The following is a 16,522-nucleotide window of genomic DNA, read 5'->3' as shown; positions in this document are numbered from 1 at the left end:
CTGTCGTTACCTGCCTGCGCTGCCCGCAACGATCGAGGAGGGCGAGGTCGCGAACTTGCCGAGCCCAAGATAGACGAGGCCCGCCACTCCGATGCCGAACAGCCAGCTCAGATCGGCGCCGCCGAGCAGGTTGATCGAGACCGGTCCTTGCAGCGCGCCGACGAGACCGTCTTCGACCAGCCATCCGGCGACGAGGCCCGCAAAGAACGCGACCATGCCGGCCCAGTTGATGTCGCCATAGGCGCTGGTCTCCGGTGAGCGATAGAGCTCGGCGACCTCGATCTTGCCCTTCCGCTTGATGAAGAAGTCGGCCAGCACCACGCCGGCCCACGGGCTCATCCACAGCAGCAGGCTGATCATCCAATTGTCGAACGCCTTCGCGAAGGACGGCGCGAAGATGAAGTAGAGCGTGACCAGATAACCGGCGACGCCGACGATGACGGTGAGCCAGAAGCGCGAGAGCTTGAGCCCAGCGCTCAGCGCCGCCAGCGTCGCCGAGTAGACGTTGAGGATGTTGGTGGCAATCGGGCCGTGCAGCACCATCAGGAGAACGAGGATGCTGACCGGACCGCCGAACACCGCGCTGACCATTTTTGCGGGATCGGTGTCCAGCGTCGTCGAGGCAATGGTCGCGCCGAGAATGCCGAGCCACACCGTCGGCACGAACATGCCGACATAGCTGTACCAGAACACGGATTTCGACGATACGCTTCGCGGCACGAAGCGCGAATAGTCGGACGCCCAGGTCACCCAGGAAATGCCCCAGCCGACGCCGATCGCGGTCATCAGCAGCGTCAGCATCGCCAGATGCGCGCCCGGCGGCAGCGACGTCGCAAGGCTCCAGTTGACGACGCCGGGACGCGTCCAGGCCAGCACGCTCATCAGCGCCATGATGGCGATGGTCGGCGGCACCGTGTATTTCTCGAAGGTGCGGATCGCGTAGAAGCCGTAGATGCCGATCAGGACCTGCGCGGCCATCACCAGCGTGATGATGATGATCTCCACCAGCCAGGTGTCGGGCACGCCGAACTGGCCGAGGATGCCGATCGAGATCTTGACCGGGAAGTAGGTGTTGACGCCGATCCAGCCCAGCGTCATCACGAACATCAGGATGCTGGGCAGGTAGGCGCCGCGGACGCCGAAGGCGGAGCGGCTCAACACCATCTGGTTGACGCCGGTCTTGTGTCCCATCACCGTGAAGGTCGCGAAAATCGCGCAGCCGACGATGTTGCCGAGCACGATGACCGCGATCGTTTCCATCAGGCCGAGCTTCAGAATAATGCCGAGCGCGCCGAGCGCCCAGTTTACCGGTGCGATGTTGGCGCCGGCCCAGATCCACATCTGCTGCGGCCCGGTCGAGTCCCGGTCCGCATCGGGAATTGGTTCGATGCTGTGAATATCAGCGCGAAGTTCGGAATCCGTCATGACATCCCCCAAATACGAAGCACGCTTCGCATCATCGCAGCATAAATCGTGCCATCGGTTGCGAGGCGGCCGGAGCAGGGCGTGCGCCGACGCCGGACGCAACGTGCGCCGCGCCGGATTGCACCTGAAATTTCAAGCGCGCTACGACGTCGCGCCGCTGCACGTTTCAGGCATCGCTCATCCGTTGGCCTTGCCGGCAAGAGGTGGAGGACGTCGCTCAGCCGGGCAGCGGCACGATGATAAATTAAGCAGCCCAACTCAAAAGTGCAGCAGCAGCTTCTAGTCGAATAGGGCAGCGGAGCTGTCGCGACTGGGGTTGCCGGCGACGATGCGCTGCATCATTTCGATGAAGAGCGCCTGTTCCTTTTCGCTGAGATCACCGAGCGTCGCACGATGCGCCTGCCGCGCAGCGCCCTCGATCTTGACCAGCAGGGCGGCGCCGGCCGGCGTCAATCGGCACAAGCGCGCGCGGCGATCGTCCTTGTTGACGGCGCGCTCGACCAGGTTTCGTGCGGCGAGCCGCTTCAATGCGCCGGTCGTCGTGGTCCGATCGAGAGCGATATCGGCTGCCAAACTGGTCTGATCGGCGGTTTCGCGCACCGCCAGCGCCGAGAGCAGGCTGTATTGCAGCGGCGTGACCTCGAACTCGCCGCAGGCGTCCTGAAACAGTGCGACGTGAATCTGGTGCAACCGCCGGATCAGATAGCCGGGACGTTGCGACAATGGCCAGGGGCGGTGCTTGCCCCCGCCGCGACGCTTCTGTGCTTGCCGCAATGCACGCTCTCCCAACCCGAAACCCTGCCGCGCTTAGCTCGATTCGAACGCGGCCGCCACCGCTTGATCATGGCATGATGCTTGCTTTTGTCAAAATACGAAGCATACTTCGTATATCGAAATGCGAAGCATGCTTCGTAATCTCGGGGCGGGAAGCAATCGCCCGTGTGAGGAGAGGAGACCGTCATGTCCGTCACAGCCAGCTTCGACCTTCTGCTGCGAGGTGGTCGCGTGATCTGCCCGGCCTCGGGCGTGGACGGCATCAGGGACGTCGCCATTCGCGGCGGCAAGATTGCGGCGGTCGCGCCTGACATCCTGCCGACCAGTGCGAAGGAGGTCGTCGATGTCGGCGGCAAGCTGGTGCTGCCCGGCCTGATCGACACCCACGCGCATGTCTATCAATATGTCTCGGGACGCTTTGGCATGAACCCCGACATGGTCGGCGTGCAGTCGGGCGTGACGACGCTGGTCGACCAGGGCGGCCCGTCCTGCATGACGCTGCCAGGCTTTCGCCATTTCATCGCGGAAGCCTCGGCGTCGCGCGTCTACGCCTTCCTGTCGGCCTATCTCGTTGGCGGACTCGAGGGGCACTTCTATCCGCAGCTCTACAGCCCCGACGGCGTCGATATCGATGCGACCGTCAAGGCGGCGACGGCCAATCTCGACATCGTGCGCGGCATCAAGGCGCATGCCGAGATTGGCGGCTTCGCGCGCTGGGGCATTCGCGTCATCGAGATGGCGGCGGAGATCGGCAAGCGCGCCGATCTGCCGGTCTATGTGCATTTCGGCCAGCTCTGGGGCCTGCCCGAGAGCGGCGCCAACGGTGAGGATGCCGACACCATCCTCACGCGCGTGATCCCGCTGCTGCGCGAAGGCGACGTGCTCGCCCACCCGTTCACGCGCCATCCTGGCGGCTTCGTCAACCGCGAGGGCGAGGTGCATCCGGTGATCCAGGCGGCGCTCGACCGCGGCCTCAAGGTCGATGTCGGTCACGGCAGCCACTTCTCCTACCGGCTCGCCAAGAAGGCGATCGCCGCCGGCATCATGCCGAATACGCTGGGTGCCGACATTCACGGCTACAACACCCATGTGCCCGCACCCGCCGGCACGCCCGACCAGCACGAGGACGAGGAGAACCATCCGTTCGCGGGCCAGGCCAAGTTCAGCCTGGTGCAGGCGATGAGCTCGATGATGGCGCTCGGCCTGTCGCTGGAGCAGGTGGTGCCGATGGTCACCTCCAATCCAGCAAAGATGCTCGGCCGCAGCGGGGAGATCGGCGCGCTCAAGGTCGGCATGGACGCCGACGTCTCGGTGCTCTCCGAGAAGAACGGCCGTTTCGTCCTGAAGGACAACGAGAAGAACGAGGTGATCGCCGAGCGCCTGCTTCAGCCGGCGTTCTGCCTGCGCGCCGGCACGCGCTTCGACGCGGTCGCGCCGATCCTGCCGCAAGCCGTCGCGGCGTAAGGCCGGGCGGTGAAGGAGGGCGCGGATTTGCGCAACGAGCGGGAGTTTCCTTCGGGCAAATCCGGGCAGGGCGTGGGCGCACGGCTGCCGCGCAAGGAGGACGACCGCCTGATGCGGGGCCGCGGCCAGTACGTCGCCGACATCAGGCTCGCCGGCCTTCACGACGTCGCCTTCGTGCGCAGCCCGCTGGCGCATGCGCGGATCCGTGGAATCCACGTGCCCGAACGCCATCGCGGCAGCGTCTTCACGGCAGCAGACCTCGTCGGCATCAAGCCGATCCGCGCAGTGTCGGGATTGCCGGGCTTCAAGATTTCCGAGCAGCCGGTGCTGGCCACCGGCAAGGTCCGCCAGGTCGGCGAGCTCGTCGCGATGTGCCTCGCGCCGACGCGCGCCGAGGCCGAGGACATCGCGGCCTCCGTGACGCTCGATCTGGAGGAGCTGCCTGCGATCACCGACATGCTGAAGGCGCGCGAGCCCGGCTCGGCGCTGGTGCATGAGCATTGGGGCGACAACGTTTTCCTGGAGACCAATTACGAGGTCGATATCTCCGCAGCACTCGACGCGCCGATCAAGGTGACGCGCGAGATCTCGACCGCGCGGCAATGCATGTCGCCGCTGGAGGGGCGCGGCGTGGTCGCGACCTTCGACCGGCGGCTCGACCAGCTGACGCTGCATTCCGCGGCGCAGATGCCGCACATCACGCGCAGCGGCCTTGCCGAATGCCTTGATATGGAGGAGGGCCAGATCCGCGTCATCTCGCCCGATGTCGGCGGCGGGTTCGGCCACAAGGGGATTTTGCTGCCCGAAGAGGTCTGCCTGTCCTGGCTGACCATGCAGCGCGGTCATCCCGTGCGCTGGATCGAGGATCGCCGCGAGCACCTCGTCGCCAGCTCCAATTGCCGCGAGCATCATTACAAGATCACGCTCTATGCTGACAGCGACGGCACGCTGCGCGGCATCGATTGCGAGGCGACGGTGGATTCCGGCGCCTACTCGTCCTATCCGTTCTCGGCCTGCCTCGAAGCCGCCCAGGTCGCGAGCATCCTGCCCGGCCCCTACAAGATGCCGGCCTATCGCTGCCGCACCTTCTCGGTCGCCACCAACAAATGCCCGATCCTGCCGTATCGCGGCGTGGCGCGCACCGGCGTCTGCTTCGCGTTGGAGCTGATGCTCGATCTCGTGGCGGCCGAAGCCGGCCTTGAGCCCGGTGAAGTCAGGTTGCGCAATCTGGTGCTGCCGGAGCAGATGCCGTTCGACAACATCACCAGGAAGCATTTTGACAGCGGCGATTATCCGGAAGCAATGCGCCGCGCGCTGGCCGCGATCGACATCGATTCCATTCGCGCCAGGCAACGCGAGGGCGAGGCCGACGGCCGCCGCATCGGCGTCGGAATCTCTATCTATTGCGAGCAGGCCGCGCACGGCACCTCGGTTTATGCCGGCTGGGGCATTCCGATGGTGCCGGGGCATGAGCAGGCGTCCGCACGGCTGACGCCGGATGGCGGCCTCGAATTGCGCGTCGGCGTGCATTCGCACGGGCAGGGCCTGGAGACCACGCTCGCCCAGGTCGCGCACGAGATGCTCGGCATCGACGTCGCAAAAATCCGCATCATCCTCGGCGACACCGCGATGACGCCCTATTCGACCGGCACCTGGGGCTCGCGCTCGATGGTGATGGCGGGCGGCGCGGTGGCCACCGCCTGCCGCGAGCTCGGCGAACGTGCCAGGCGCATCGGCGCGAAGCTGTTGCAGCACGATCCGGCCGCGGTGGTGTTGCAGAATGGCGAGGTGCGCGGCGTCAACGGCAGCGTCAGCCTGAAGGCGATCGCCCACACCTGGTATCGGCGCCCGCAAGACCTGCCGGCGGACGTCGATCCCGGCGGGCTCGAGGTGACGCAAGGCTACAAGCCCGTGCGCGACAGCGGCACCTTCAGCTACGCTGCGCATGCGGCCCTTGTCGCGGTCGATCCTGATCTCGGCGAGGTGGAAATTCTTGACTATGTGATCGTCGAGGACGGTGGCGTCCTGGTCAATCCGCTTGTGGTCGACGGCCAGATCTATGGCGGTCTCGCGCAAGGCATCGGCACCGCGCTCTACGAGGAAATGCCGTTCGATGCCTCCGGCCAGCCGCTGGCGACGACGCTTGCCGATTATCTGCTGCCGGGCCCGACCGAGGTTCCGGCCGCGCGCCTCGATCACATGGAGACGCCGTCGCCCTATACGCAGTTCGGCGTGAAGGGCATCGGCGAGGGCGGTGCGATCGCGCCGCCGGCCGCGATCGCCAACGCCGTCAACGACGCGCTGCGCCCGCTCGGTGTCGAGCTGATGCAGTCGCCGATCACGCCGCACCGTGTCGTCGCGGCCGTGCTGGCTGCGCGTGCAGCGGATAGGAGCGCGGCATGAAGCCGGCGCCCTTTAGCTACGAGCGTCCGCGCGATCTCGACGCGGCGCTGTCGATGCTCGCGGCAAACAGCGCGTCGGCAAAGATCATCGCCGGTGGGCAGTCGCTCGGCCCGATGCTCAATCTGCGGCTGGTTCAGCCGGAGCTGATCGTCGACATCTCGGGCCTTGCCGAGCTCAAGCGGGCGGAGGTCGTCGGCAACGAGCTGGTGCTCGGGGCTCTGGTCACCCATGCCGATATCGAGGACGGGCGCACCGCCGACGTAACCCGCGGCGCCATGCGCGGCGTTGCGGCCAACATCGCCTATCGCGCGGTGCGCAACCGCGGCACCATCGGCGGATCGCTCAGCCACGCCGATCCCGCCGCGGACTGGATTTCGGCACTGGCGGCCTTGGGCGCGCGCGTGACGCTGCGCAGCCTTGCCGGCGCGCGCACGCTAGCCGTAGATGCATTTGTTCTCGGTGCGCTGGAATCGGCGTTACACCCGGGCGAGATCGTCGAGGCTATCCACGTCCCGGCCCGCGCAGCATCGGCACATTGGGGCTATGCCAAGAGCTGCCGCAAGACCGGCGAGTTTGCCCATGCCATCGGTGCGGTGCTGATTAATCCCGCCGCCGCCTCGGCGCGCGTCGTGATCGGTGCGATCGACACGACGCCGATCGTCGTGACGGATGCCGCCGAGTTGTTCGGCGGGCGGATCGCGGCCGACTACAAGCAGCGTTTCGACGTCCGTGTCGCCGATGCTCTTCTCGTCGGGGCCGGCATCGACGACGCCGCGCAGCGCCATATCCATGTCAGCGTGTTGAAGCGCGCCGTCCTGGAGGCCGCCGCATGACCACGATCGCGCTTCAGGTCAATCGCCGTGCGGTGGAGTTTTCGGCCGAACCGCGCACCAGCCTTGCCGATTTCGTCCGCGACAAGCTCGATTTGACGGGCACGCATCTCGGCTGCGAGCACGGCGTTTGCGGCGCCTGCACCGTGCTGCTCGACGGCGTGCCGGCGCGTTCCTGCATCACCTATGCGGTGGCCTGCGAGGGCGCCGACGTCACCACGATCGAAGGCCTCGACGAGGACGAGGTCACGGCCGAACTGCGCGCCGCCTTCACCCGGGAACATGCCCTGCAGTGCGGCTATTGCACGCCCGGCATGCTGGTCTCCGCGCGCGACCTGGTGCTGCGTCTGCCCGACGCCGACGAACGACGCATTCGCGTTGGGTTGAGTGGCAATCTCTGCCGCTGCACCGGCTATGTCGGCGTCGTCAGGGCCGTGCAGTCCGTGATTGAGGCAAGGCGGGCGCGCAACATTGCGCCGCAGGCCGATGGCGGCCGGACCAGTCTCGGCCCCGTCGGATCGGGGAGAGCCACATCTAGCCCGAACGAACCACGGCTTGTGCCGCAGGCACTGGCGCCGGCATCGGAGGGTGCTGCACCGGCCAAAATCCCGGACTTCACCCCGGCAACCGTACTCGACCAGCGCTTCACGCTGGCGCACGCGCCGGCAAAAGTGTTTGCGATGTTCGATGATATCGCAGCCATCGCGGCCTGCTTGCCCGGGGTATCGCTGACGGCGCCGCCAAGGCCTGAGCGCGTGGAAGGCATGATCCGCGTCAGGCTCGGGCCGATCGCGGCGGCCTTCGAGGGGGCCGCGCGCATCGCACGCGATCCCGCGACGCTCTCCGGCCGTATTGTCGGCATCGGCACCGACCAGCGCAGCCACTCGGCCACGCAAGGTGAAATCCGCTATCAGCTCGTGCCGCTCGAAGGCGGCGCGGCGACCGCTGTCGAACTGTCGATCGGCTACACGCTCACGGGAATGCTGGCGCAATTCGGCCGGCCCGGCCTGGTGCGCGATCTCGCCAGACGCCTGATTGCGGAGTTCGCGGGAAATCTCGACCGTCACATGTCGGGCGCGCCGTCGGGGCAGGCGGTCGAGCTCAGCGTCTGGTCGATTGCATCGGATGTTTTGCGCGCCCGGCTCGCGCGCATGTTTGGCCGCGTCTTCACCGGGAAAGGTGGCGCGGAATGACCGGCGCGGTTCGCGCCGCGGAGTGACGAAGCCTGGACTGCTAGACATCAACAGCGTGGGATTTGGAGAGACAACATGACACGAGCACTCGGACTGACTGGGACAGTCGCGCTGGCCGCGGCCTTGTTCGGCGGCACGGCGGGGGCGCAGACCATCAAGATCGGCGTCAATGAGCCGCTCACCGGCGCATTCGCGGCCTCCGGCACTTATGTCGTCAACGGCGCCAAGATCGCCGCCGACGAGATCAACGCCAAGGGCGGCGTTCTCGGCAAGAAGATCGAGCTGGTGATCGAGGACAACAAGAGCAACCCGACGGAAGCTGCCGCCGTCGCCGAAAAACTCATCACCAGCGACAAGGTGCCGGTGTTGATGGGTGCCTGGGGCTCGAGCCTGACCCTCGCGGTGATGCCGAAGCTGATGGAATACGAGACACCGATGGTGGTGGAGACCTCGTCCTCCGGCAAGATCACGACGACCGGCAACCCTTTCATCTTCCGCATCTCGCCGCCCTCGGCGGTCGAGGCGGCTGCGTTCAAGAACATCGTCGACAAGCTCGCGCTGAAGAAGGTCGACTTCCTCGTCATCAACAACGACTGGGGCCGCGGCACCGCCGAAGACTTCAGCAAGATGATGAAGGACAAGGGCATCACCATCGGCCTCGTCGAGACCATGGATCAGGGCGCGCAGGACATGAGCGCGCAGCTCTCCAAAATCAAGAGCTCGGATTCCGAGACTGTTATCGTTACCACCGCGGTCGACCAGCTCACGCTGATCTTCAAGCAGGCGGCAGCGCTCGGTTTGAAGAAGCGCATCATCACCACCGGCGGCTCGCAGAACCCGGACCAGATCATCGCCCAGGCGGGAGCGGCCGCCAACGGCACTATGCATCTGACCACCTTCCTGCCCTGGTTCCCCGACAAGACGCCGAACCCGGAGGCGACCAACTATTTCATCACCGAATGGAAGAAGCGCGGTTTCGAGTTCGCCGGCTGCACCGAGAGTTTCCGCGGTTATGACGGCATCCGTACTGCTGCTGCGGCGATCGAGAAGGCCGGCAAGGCCGAGCCGGCTGCGATCAAGGCGGCGCTCTGGGATATCAACATCAAGGGGCTGAACGGCGACATCGTGTTCCGCAAGTCCGGCCCCGAGGGCAAGGAGAGCGGTCAGAGCCAGCCGAACGTCTATCTGATCGAGATCAACGACGGCAAGGTCGAGATGAAGACGCTCTGACGTCACGTCAAGGGCGAGGGTGGCACAGCGCCACTCTCGCCGCATCGCGGGCTATTCGGGAACGGCTTTGAGCGAATTCCTCCAGCATATGGTCAACATGCTCGTGCTCGGCGGCACCTATGCGCTGCTGGGCATCGGGCTGACGCTGATCTTCGGCATCATGAACGTCGTGAATTTCACGCACGGCGTGCTCTACACGTTCGGCGCCTACATCACGTTCATCGTGGTGCAGCAGTTCGGACTGAACTTCTTCCTGGCCTTGCCCGTGGCGGTGTTGGCCGGATGGCTGCTGGGGGCGGCGATTGAGCTCACATTGCTGCGGCCGCTGCGCGGCTCCGACATCGACACCACGATGCTGGTCATGATCGGCGCCTGGATCGCGATGCAGTCGGGCACGCTGTGGATCTGGGGCGGTGTCGCCAAGTCGGTGGCAACACCATTTCCCGATGCGCCGCTGGTGGTCGGACCGGTATCGGTCTCGTGGCTGCGCCTGTTCGTCCTGGCCGCCGCGGCACTGCTGATCGTGGTGACGTATTTGCTGATCAACAAGACCAGCCTGGGACGCGCGATGCGGGCGACGTTCCAGGACCACGACACGGCCTCGCTGATGGGCGTCAATGTCGACATGATCTACACCTCGACCTTCGCGATCGGCTCCAGCCTTGCCGCCGCCGCAGGCGCTCTGCTCGGGCCGGTCTACGTCATCTTCCCGCAAATGGGGGACCTCGCCGCCGTCAAGGCGTTCGCCATCGTCATCCTCGGCGGCCTCGGCAACATCACGGGCGCGGTGATCGGCGGCTTCATTCTGGCGTTGGCCGAGGAACTTGGCGCCGGCTACGTCTCGTCCGGCTACCGCGATGCCATGGGTTTCCTGATCATCATCGCGGTCCTCATCTTCAAGCCGACCGGCCTGTTCGCGCGCGCGGAGCGCGTCGGATGAAGGCAGTCATCACCATCCTCGCCGTCGTGGCCCTTGCCTCGGTGCCGCTCTGGCTGCGGGACCCCTATCTCCTCAACGCGCTGATCACGACCGGCATCTTCGTCATCGGCGCGATGAGCCTCAATCTGCTGCTCGGCTTTACCGGCCAGCTCAGCCTCGGTCACATCGCCTTCTTCGGCATCGGCGCCTATGTCAGCGCGCTGACGTCGCTTGGCTTCGATGTCGGCCTGCCCGGAGGCTTTCGCGTGGTCCACGAACCGTGGCCGCCGATCATAGGGTTGGTGTTCGCGATTCTGGCTGCCGGATTGTGCGGCTATTTCGTCGGGCTGCTCTCGTTCCGGGTTCGCGGTGCTTATTTCGTCATCGTGACGATCTCCTTTGCCGAGGTCGTGCGGCTGGTCGCGCTGAACTGGGTCGAGCTAACGCAAGGCCCGCTGGCGCTGACCAATATTCCTTCGATTGCGCTGCCTTTGCCCGGCCTCAGCGAGCTGACGCTGCGCACCAAGATGCAGAACTATTATCTCGTGCTGGTGGTCGCGCTGATTGCCTATCTGCTGATCGCGCGCCTCGTTCGGTCCCATTTCGGTCGCGCCATGCGCGGGCTGATGGAGAACGAGACGCTGGCCGTCTCCGTCGGTATCGACGTGACGAAGACCCTGACACTGGCGGCCGTCATCTCGGCCGCAATCGCCGGCGCGGCCGGCAGCCTCTATGCGCACTACATCCGGATCATCGACCCCGAAGTGTTCGCCTTCATCAACACCGTCACCATGGTGATCATGGTGATCTCAGGTGGCAAAGGCTCGCTGGCAGGGCCCGTCGTCGGCGGCCTCATCTTCGGGCTGCTGCCGGTCGCACTGCGTCCGGTGATGGCGCCGGAGGCGCAGTGGATCGCCTATGGTGGCGTGCTCATGGCGATCCTGTTCGTGCTGCCGCGCGGCATCGTGCCGTCGCTGGCGCAGCGATTGACGAGGCGGCGGAGCGGGGCGAAGGCGCTGGCGCTCACTGAGACCGGCGTCGAGGAGCGGGCGTGATGATTGCGCGCAGCGTTGCCATGACGATCGAGCAGGTCGCGGTGCGCTTCGGCGGGCTGGTCGCGATCTCCGACATGAGTTTTACCGTGGGCGAGGGCGAGATCGTCAGCCTGATCGGGCCCAACGGCGCCGGCAAGACCACGGCCTTCAACGTCATGACCGGCTTTTTGACTCCGAGCGCGGGCCGCGTCACCTATCGTGACACCGCGCTCAACGGATTGAAGCCGCACGAGATCGCTGATCTCGGCCTGATCCGCACTTTCCAGCGCACCAGCGTGTTTCCCAATGACACCGTCTACGACAATCTCCTGATCGGCTTGCATCGGCAGGGCCGGGTCCGGCTGCTCGACGCCATCCTGGGGCTGCCGAGCGCGCGCGCCTCGGAGCGCAAGCTGCGGCAGCGTGCGGGCGAGCTGATCGAATGGGTCGGTCTCGAACGCCGCGCGCATGACGCGGCCGGCTCGCTCTCTTACGGCGAGCAGCGTCTCGTCGGCGTCGCGCTGGCGCTTGCGGCCGAGCCTTCGATGCTGCTGCTCGACGAGCCCGTCTCCGGCATGAATGCCTCGGAGACGCATCGCTTTGTCGAGCTGATCCGCAGCATTCGTGATCGCGGCATCACCATCCTGCTGGTCGAGCACGACATGCCGATGGTGATGACGGTCTCGGACCGCATCGTGGTGCTCAACTACGGCCGCATCATCGCGGAAGGTACGCCTGAATTGATCCGCAACGATCCCGCCGTGATCGAGGCCTATCTCGGACATGGAGCGGCGCGTGCTTGAGATCCGCGACATAGTGTGCGGCTATGGCGGCGTTACCGCGCTGCGCGGCATCTCGCTCGACGTCAAGGCCGGGCAGCTGGTCGCGCTGATCGGCGCCAACGGCGCCGGCAAGAGCACGACGCTGCGCGCGATTTCCGGCCTGGTGCCGCCCCGTTCCGGGCAGATGCGGTTCGAGGGCACCGACATCACCGGGGCGAAGCCGCCGCGTGTGCTGGCGAGCGGCATCGCGCATTGTCCGGAAGGGCGGCGCGTGTTTCCGCATATGAGTGTCGAGGAAAATCTCGACATGGGGGCTTACCTCCGTCGTGGTTCAGGGGAGATCGCGGCCGATCGCGATCGCATCTACACGGAGTTTCCGCGGCTTGCCGAGCGGCGCAAGCAGGCGGCGGGCACGCTGTCCGGCGGCGAGCAGCAGATGCTGGCGATCGGGCGCGCGCTGATGTCGCGGCCGCGGCTGATCATGTTCGACGAGCCCTCGCTCGGGCTCGCACCCAATATCGTCGACCGTACCTTTGCGATCATCCGCGGCATTCGCGATGCCGGCACCACGGTGCTGCTGGTCGAGCAGAACGCGTTTGCCGCGCTCGAGATGTGCGACCATGCCTATCTGCTCGAGAGCGGCCGCATCGTGCTTTCAGGCGCAGGCTCCGAGTTGATCGAGAACGAGCATGTGCGGAAGGCCTATCTCGGTGGATGATGCGGATGGCCACGCGGACGCGGGGTGGATTCCGGTCTGCGGTCTCGGCCGATTGAAGGCAGAGACGATCGTTCGCGTTGCCGGGCGCGATCTGCTCCTGATCTGGAACGAAGGCGATGTGGTCGCCTGCGAACGCGCGTGCCCGCACGAACAGGCCGATCTCGGTCTGGGGCACGTCGCGGAGAAGCGCCTGTTCTGCCCGCGCCATGCCGCATCATTCGATTTAAGCGATGGGGCGATCACTGCGGGATGGCCGAGCCCACCGTTGCGGCTCTATCCGGTGCGCATCACGGGAGAGCAGATCTGGCTCGAGGTACCGGAGCGACGATCCGGGCGATGACGCCATCAGTCCAGCAACCGCCTGACGGCGTCGACCAGAATGCCGTCGGGGCGCCGCAACGCCTCGAGAATGGTGAAATGGTCGGCGCCTTCGACCGGGATCAGCTTGCCGGGCGCGTTCGCGGCCGCGCGCTTGTCGTGGAGAGCGATGGAATCGCAGACGAGGGCCGGCAGCTCGTTGCTGCCATAGGCGATGTCGAGCCGCTTCTGCGTCACGGGCAGGCGTAGCGGCGAAAGCTCAGCGATCTCCTCATCCGTCAGCTTCAGCGCGTTATTGAGCCCGGTATCGCGGATCGGCGCGAGATCGTAGACGCCCGATAGCGCGAGCCCGGCATGGACGCGGGGATGGTCCAGTGCCATCGCAACGAGATGGGCGCCGGCGGACCAGCCCGAAAGGATGATCGGGCCGGCAACGCCGTAGGATGCACCGTGCGCGGCGAGCCAATCGAGCGCGCGGGGCATTTCGGTGGCGATGTCGGTGAGGGACACCTCGGGCGCCAGCGAATAGCCGGGGATGGCAACCGACCAGCCATGCGCAGCGACGCCTTCGACGAGCATGGCAAACAGTTCGCGGGAATTACGCTGCCAATAGCCGCCATGCACAAACACCAGGCAAGGCGCATCGGGCTTGGCAGCCGGATAGAGGTCGATCTTGTTGTTGGCGCGCTCGCCGTAAGCGAGGTCGAGATGGGATTTCAGCGTGGCCCGCAGCCGGCTGGAAGCTTCATTGCGCTCGGCGATCAGGGCTGCGCTGTTCTTGACGGCCCCATTGTTGTCATAGGCAGCGCTGCGTTCCGCCAGGGAGAGTTCCGCCCATGTGCTGCGGGGGTCGAGAGGCCGATGTATCGAGCTTGTGTCGTCTGCCATGGAATCTCCGCGCGGCCCGTCGTGGCGATGATCGGTGCCGATCCCCCTGTCTGCCACGAATCCCGTTCGAATTGAATATCGCTCGTGCTCAGGCGAGCAATGCGTCGTTCGCGGGTCGCTCTGCGCGACGCGCTCGTTCCGCAAATCGACCTAGATCTGGAAAACCCGCCGCGGCGCGCGCGTCAGGCATTCGTGGCCGGTTGCCGTTACCAGCACAGTCTCGCTGAGCGCGAGGCCGTCGGCAGAAATGTACATGTGGAACACCATGCCTTCCTCGAGCATCCAGTCTGCCGTGGGCAGGAAGACGCGCGAGAAGTCGCTGGTGCGCGGCGTGTGGGCCGGATAGCAGCCGAGCGAATAGCCGGTGATGTTGGGATAGTCGGGCCGCAGGCCGTCGGCGAGCATGGCACCTCTCGCCAGTGCGTCGACATCGGCGGCGCTGGCGCCAGGTTTCATCGCCGCGAATTGCCGGTCCTGGATCTCGATCAGGCGGCGGGCGAGTTGCGACCGGCGCGGGTCGATCTCACCGATCACGGCCGATCGCATCAGGCGTGCGCTGTAACCGTCGATATAGGGTAACAGCTCCATATGCAGAATGTCGCCCTTGGCAAGCGGCTCGCTGGTCAGTCCGCCGTGCAGAAAGGCGTTGCCGATTCCGGCAGTCACGATGCCCGCGCGCGCCGCGTCCGCGCCTTCCTGCATGAACACCTGGTAGACGGCTGCCGCCGCGTCGCGGGCCGACCGGCCTTCACCGGATGCTTTCAGAGCGGCATCGATGCCGAGGTCGCCGATCCCGGCAGCGCGCCGGAGCACGGCAATCTCCCGCGCGCTCTTCCTGGCGCGGAGCTGGGCCATCACGCCGGAGAAATCGACAAAGCGCGCGTCCGGCAGTTGCGCCACGAGATGCTTGAAGCGGGACAGCGGCATGCAATAGGAATCTTCGTCGAGCCCGACGCGGCCATTTGCGCAGCCGAGGCTGCCGATGGTGTCGGCTAGGACCTTGATCGGGTCTTCCCAATCGGCGAAGGCGACGGAGCGCGTCAGCCACGAGCTCTCGTTGAACGGGCCAAGGTCGACAGCGCGAAGGATCATGACCGGCTCGCCGTCGCGCGGCAGCAGGCAGGCCCGGTACATGTTCTCCGAGATCAGGAAGCCGGTGAGATAGGCGAGGAATTCGCTCTGGTCGATGATCAGGACATCGAGATCTCGCGCGGCCATGTGCTCGCGGACGCGCTTGACGCGTGCGTCATATTCGTCGATCGGAAACAACATCGTCATTCGCCTTGGTGGGATCAGATGCGCGATTTCGAGCGCGGTCAGCCGCAAATCTCCAGGATGGCGAGCATATAGATGCGGATCATGTCGGTGAAATCGACGATATCGACGCGTTCGTCGGGCATGGTGTTGTAGCGGCCGCCGGGGCCGCAGACGATGCCTTCCATCTTGCCGAAATAATGCAGATGACCGGCGTCGGTGCCGTAGAAGCAGCTCGGTGCAACGGCTCCCGTCGGCTGGTCCTCGCCGCGCACCGCGCGATAGGCGCGATTGACCGCCGTGACGATCGGGCTCGAGCGCGCCACCTCGAAGGGCGGCATGGTCGGCACGCCGGAACGGTCCTCCGACATGATTTCGGCCTTGAGGCCGGGAAAGCGCGCTTCGAGCGCATCGAGCTCGCGGCGCATGTCGGCCATGGCGCCGGCCTCGGTCTGCCCCGGTGCATAGCGGCCCGAACCCTTGATCCGCAAAAAGTCCGCAACCTGGGGCGTACGCCATTCGTGCAGTTCGCGCCCGAGCGCGCCGTGGACGACGCCGACATGGACACGATTGATCCGTTCATGCTCCGGCGACAGCGCGCCCGAGAACTTCATCGCGTTGAGGCGCGGGATCAGGTCACAGGCCGCGGTGATCGCGTCGACCGCCTCTTCGCGCTTGGACAGATGGCGGGTATTGCCTGTTAGCTCGATGATGAACATGAACGCGGCGGCGTGCATGGTCATCGCCTTCAGATCGGTCGGCTCCGAATTGATGAAGTAGTCCGCGCGAAGCCCCTCCTCGACCAGCGAGTAGGTGCCGACGCCGCCTTGCAGCTCGCCGACAACGTAAGTGAGGATGACGTCGCCCCGCAGTTTGACGCCGGCATCGATCAGCGTCTTCACAGCGCAGAAATAGGCGGCGTCGCCGGCCTTCATGTTGGATACACCGATGCCATAAATGAAGTCGTCGTCGACCTTGCCGGCCCAGGGATCGACGGTCCACCCCTCAGTCACCGGATTGGTGTCGAGATGGCCGTTGAACAGCAGGCTCTTGCCGCCACCCGACCCTTTCCAGCGGCCGACGGCGTTGACCCGGCCCTCATTGCCGAAGGACGTGAGCTCGGTCGCAAGGCCGATCTCGCGCATGCGGCCGGCCATGAAGGAAGCCAGCTGCTTCTCGCCGTCCGACTTGGAGTAGCTCTTGTGCTGCACCATGCGTGACAGCAGGTCGAGGGCCGCGGGCACGTCGATCCGGGCGAGAAGTGCGTTGTGATCCATGGGAGAAATCCTT

At 65.6% G+C, this 16,522-nt stretch carries 15 protein-coding genes; 10 read left to right on the top strand and 5 right to left on the bottom strand.

Annotation, left to right across the window (positions count from 1 at the left end):
* Positions 1 to 6: 6 nt before the first annotated feature.
* Both BMW89_RS05695 and BMW89_RS05690 read right to left on the bottom strand, forming a co-directional pair.
* Entirely contained in the window at positions 7 to 1,425 is a 1,419-nt protein-coding gene (locus BMW89_RS05695; protein WP_177195850.1) for a cytosine permease, read from the bottom strand.
* A gap of 279 nt (positions 1,426 to 1,704) precedes the next feature.
* Entirely contained in the window at positions 1,705 to 2,199 is a 495-nt protein-coding gene (locus tag BMW89_RS05690) for a MarR family winged helix-turn-helix transcriptional regulator (protein ID WP_244547537.1), read from the bottom strand.
* A gap of 186 nt (positions 2,200 to 2,385) precedes the next feature.
* Between BMW89_RS05690 and BMW89_RS05685 the strand changes: the two genes are divergently transcribed.
* From BMW89_RS05685 to BMW89_RS05640, 10 genes are all read left to right on the top strand, one after another.
* Positions 2,386 to 3,663 carry an amidohydrolase/deacetylase family metallohydrolase gene (locus BMW89_RS05685; RefSeq protein WP_092023650.1) on the top strand — a complete coding sequence of 426 codons (1,278 nt, stop codon included), beginning with the start codon at positions 2,386 to 2,388 and terminating at the stop codon, positions 3,661 to 3,663.
* A 9-nt stretch (positions 3,664 to 3,672) separates the two neighbouring features.
* Positions 3,673 to 6,066 carry a xanthine dehydrogenase family protein molybdopterin-binding subunit gene (locus tag BMW89_RS05680; RefSeq protein WP_092023648.1) on the top strand — a complete coding sequence of 798 codons (2,394 nt, stop codon included), beginning with the start codon at positions 3,673 to 3,675 and terminating at the stop codon, positions 6,064 to 6,066.
* On the top strand, positions 6,063 to 6,899 hold the full coding sequence (locus BMW89_RS05675; protein ID WP_092023646.1) for an FAD binding domain-containing protein: 837 nt from the start codon (positions 6,063 to 6,065) through the stop codon (positions 6,897 to 6,899). Before BMW89_RS05680 ends, BMW89_RS05675 begins: the two co-directional genes overlap by 4 nt.
* Positions 6,896 to 8,089 (top strand): xanthine dehydrogenase family Fe-S subunit, encoded by a 1,194-nt coding sequence (locus tag BMW89_RS05670; protein WP_092023644.1) that lies wholly within the window; start codon positions 6,896 to 6,898, stop codon positions 8,087 to 8,089. The genes BMW89_RS05675 and BMW89_RS05670 overlap by 4 nt, the downstream gene beginning before the upstream one ends.
* Before the next feature lie 75 nt (positions 8,090 to 8,164).
* The gene (locus BMW89_RS05665) at positions 8,165 to 9,319 is read left to right on the top strand and encodes an ABC transporter substrate-binding protein (protein WP_092023642.1); all 1,155 of its coding nucleotides are present in this window, start codon (positions 8,165 to 8,167) and stop codon (positions 9,317 to 9,319) included.
* A 67-nt stretch (positions 9,320 to 9,386) separates the two neighbouring features.
* Positions 9,387 to 10,259 (top strand): branched-chain amino acid ABC transporter permease, encoded by an 873-nt coding sequence (locus tag BMW89_RS05660; protein WP_177195849.1) that lies wholly within the window; start codon positions 9,387 to 9,389, stop codon positions 10,257 to 10,259.
* Positions 10,256 to 11,293: a branched-chain amino acid ABC transporter permease gene (locus BMW89_RS05655; protein WP_092023640.1), complete on the top strand. Its 1,038-nt coding sequence runs from the start codon at positions 10,256 to 10,258 to the stop codon at positions 11,291 to 11,293. The genes BMW89_RS05660 and BMW89_RS05655 overlap by 4 nt, the downstream gene beginning before the upstream one ends.
* Complete coding sequence (locus tag BMW89_RS05650) at positions 11,293 to 12,075, top strand: ABC transporter ATP-binding protein (protein WP_177195848.1); 783 nt, start codon at positions 11,293 to 11,295, stop codon at positions 12,073 to 12,075. The genes BMW89_RS05655 and BMW89_RS05650 overlap by 1 nt, the downstream gene beginning before the upstream one ends.
* Positions 12,068 to 12,772: an ABC transporter ATP-binding protein gene (locus BMW89_RS05645; RefSeq protein ID WP_177195847.1), complete on the top strand. Its 705-nt coding sequence runs from the start codon at positions 12,068 to 12,070 to the stop codon at positions 12,770 to 12,772. Before BMW89_RS05650 ends, BMW89_RS05645 begins: the two co-directional genes overlap by 8 nt.
* The gene (locus BMW89_RS05640; RefSeq protein ID WP_092023633.1) at positions 12,744 to 13,112 is read left to right on the top strand and encodes a Rieske (2Fe-2S) protein; all 369 of its coding nucleotides are present in this window, start codon (positions 12,744 to 12,746) and stop codon (positions 13,110 to 13,112) included. The genes BMW89_RS05645 and BMW89_RS05640 overlap by 29 nt, the downstream gene beginning before the upstream one ends.
* Before the next feature lie 5 nt (positions 13,113 to 13,117).
* Here BMW89_RS05640 and BMW89_RS05635 read toward each other — a convergent pair whose 3' ends face one another.
* The 3 genes from BMW89_RS05635 to BMW89_RS05625 all read right to left on the bottom strand — a co-directional run bounded on the left by BMW89_RS05635 (position 13,118) and on the right by BMW89_RS05625 (position 16,509).
* Positions 13,118 to 13,978, bottom strand: coding sequence for an alpha/beta hydrolase (locus BMW89_RS05635; protein WP_092023631.1), 861 nt, complete (start codon positions 13,976 to 13,978; stop codon positions 13,118 to 13,120).
* A 150-nt stretch (positions 13,979 to 14,128) separates the two neighbouring features.
* Entirely contained in the window at positions 14,129 to 15,250 is a 1,122-nt protein-coding gene (locus BMW89_RS05630) for a M24 family metallopeptidase (RefSeq protein ID WP_244547535.1), read from the bottom strand.
* 44 nt (positions 15,251 to 15,294) lie between these two features.
* Positions 15,295 to 16,509 carry a M20 family metallopeptidase gene (locus tag BMW89_RS05625; protein ID WP_092023627.1) on the bottom strand — a complete coding sequence of 405 codons (1,215 nt, stop codon included), beginning with the start codon at positions 16,507 to 16,509 and terminating at the stop codon, positions 15,295 to 15,297.
* Positions 16,510 to 16,522: the final 13 nt, after the last annotated feature.

It is taken from the genome of Bradyrhizobium sp. OK095, assembly GCF_900109945.1.
Classification (GTDB): Bacteria; Pseudomonadota; Alphaproteobacteria; order Rhizobiales; family Xanthobacteraceae; genus Bradyrhizobium.
The sequence above is the reverse complement of the archived record's forward strand: the minus strand, read 5'-3'. Positions and strand labels throughout refer to the sequence as shown.

Bases quoted from the DNA above. Each gene is read 5' to 3' on its own strand.
- BMW89_RS05640 (WP_092023633.1), top strand. From the start codon at position 12,744: ATGTGCGGAAGGCCTATCTCGGTGGATGATGCGGATGGCCACGCGGAC.
- BMW89_RS05665 (WP_092023642.1), top strand. From the start codon at position 8,165: ATGACACGAGCACTCGGACTGACTGGGACAGTCGCGCTGGCCGCGGCC.
- BMW89_RS05655 (WP_092023640.1), top strand. From the start codon at position 10,256: ATGAAGGCAGTCATCACCATCCTCGCCGTCGTGGCCCTTGCCTCGGTG.
- BMW89_RS05625 (WP_092023627.1), bottom strand. From the start codon at position 16,509: ATGGATCACAACGCACTTCTCGCCCGGATCGACGTGCCCGCGGCCCTC.
- BMW89_RS05675 (WP_092023646.1), top strand. From the start codon at position 6,063: ATGAAGCCGGCGCCCTTTAGCTACGAGCGTCCGCGCGATCTCGACGCG.
- BMW89_RS05635 (WP_092023631.1), bottom strand. From the start codon at position 13,978: ATGGCAGACGACACAAGCTCGATACATCGGCCTCTCGACCCCCGCAGC.
- BMW89_RS05630 (WP_244547535.1), bottom strand. From the start codon at position 15,250: ATGTTGTTTCCGATCGACGAATATGACGCACGCGTCAAGCGCGTCCGC.
- BMW89_RS05650 (WP_177195848.1), top strand. From the start codon at position 11,293: ATGATTGCGCGCAGCGTTGCCATGACGATCGAGCAGGTCGCGGTGCGC.
- BMW89_RS05695 (WP_177195850.1), bottom strand. From the start codon at position 1,425: ATGACGGATTCCGAACTTCGCGCTGATATTCACAGCATCGAACCAATT.
- BMW89_RS05685 (WP_092023650.1), top strand. From the start codon at position 2,386: ATGTCCGTCACAGCCAGCTTCGACCTTCTGCTGCGAGGTGGTCGCGTG.
- BMW89_RS05670 (WP_092023644.1), top strand. From the start codon at position 6,896: ATGACCACGATCGCGCTTCAGGTCAATCGCCGTGCGGTGGAGTTTTCG.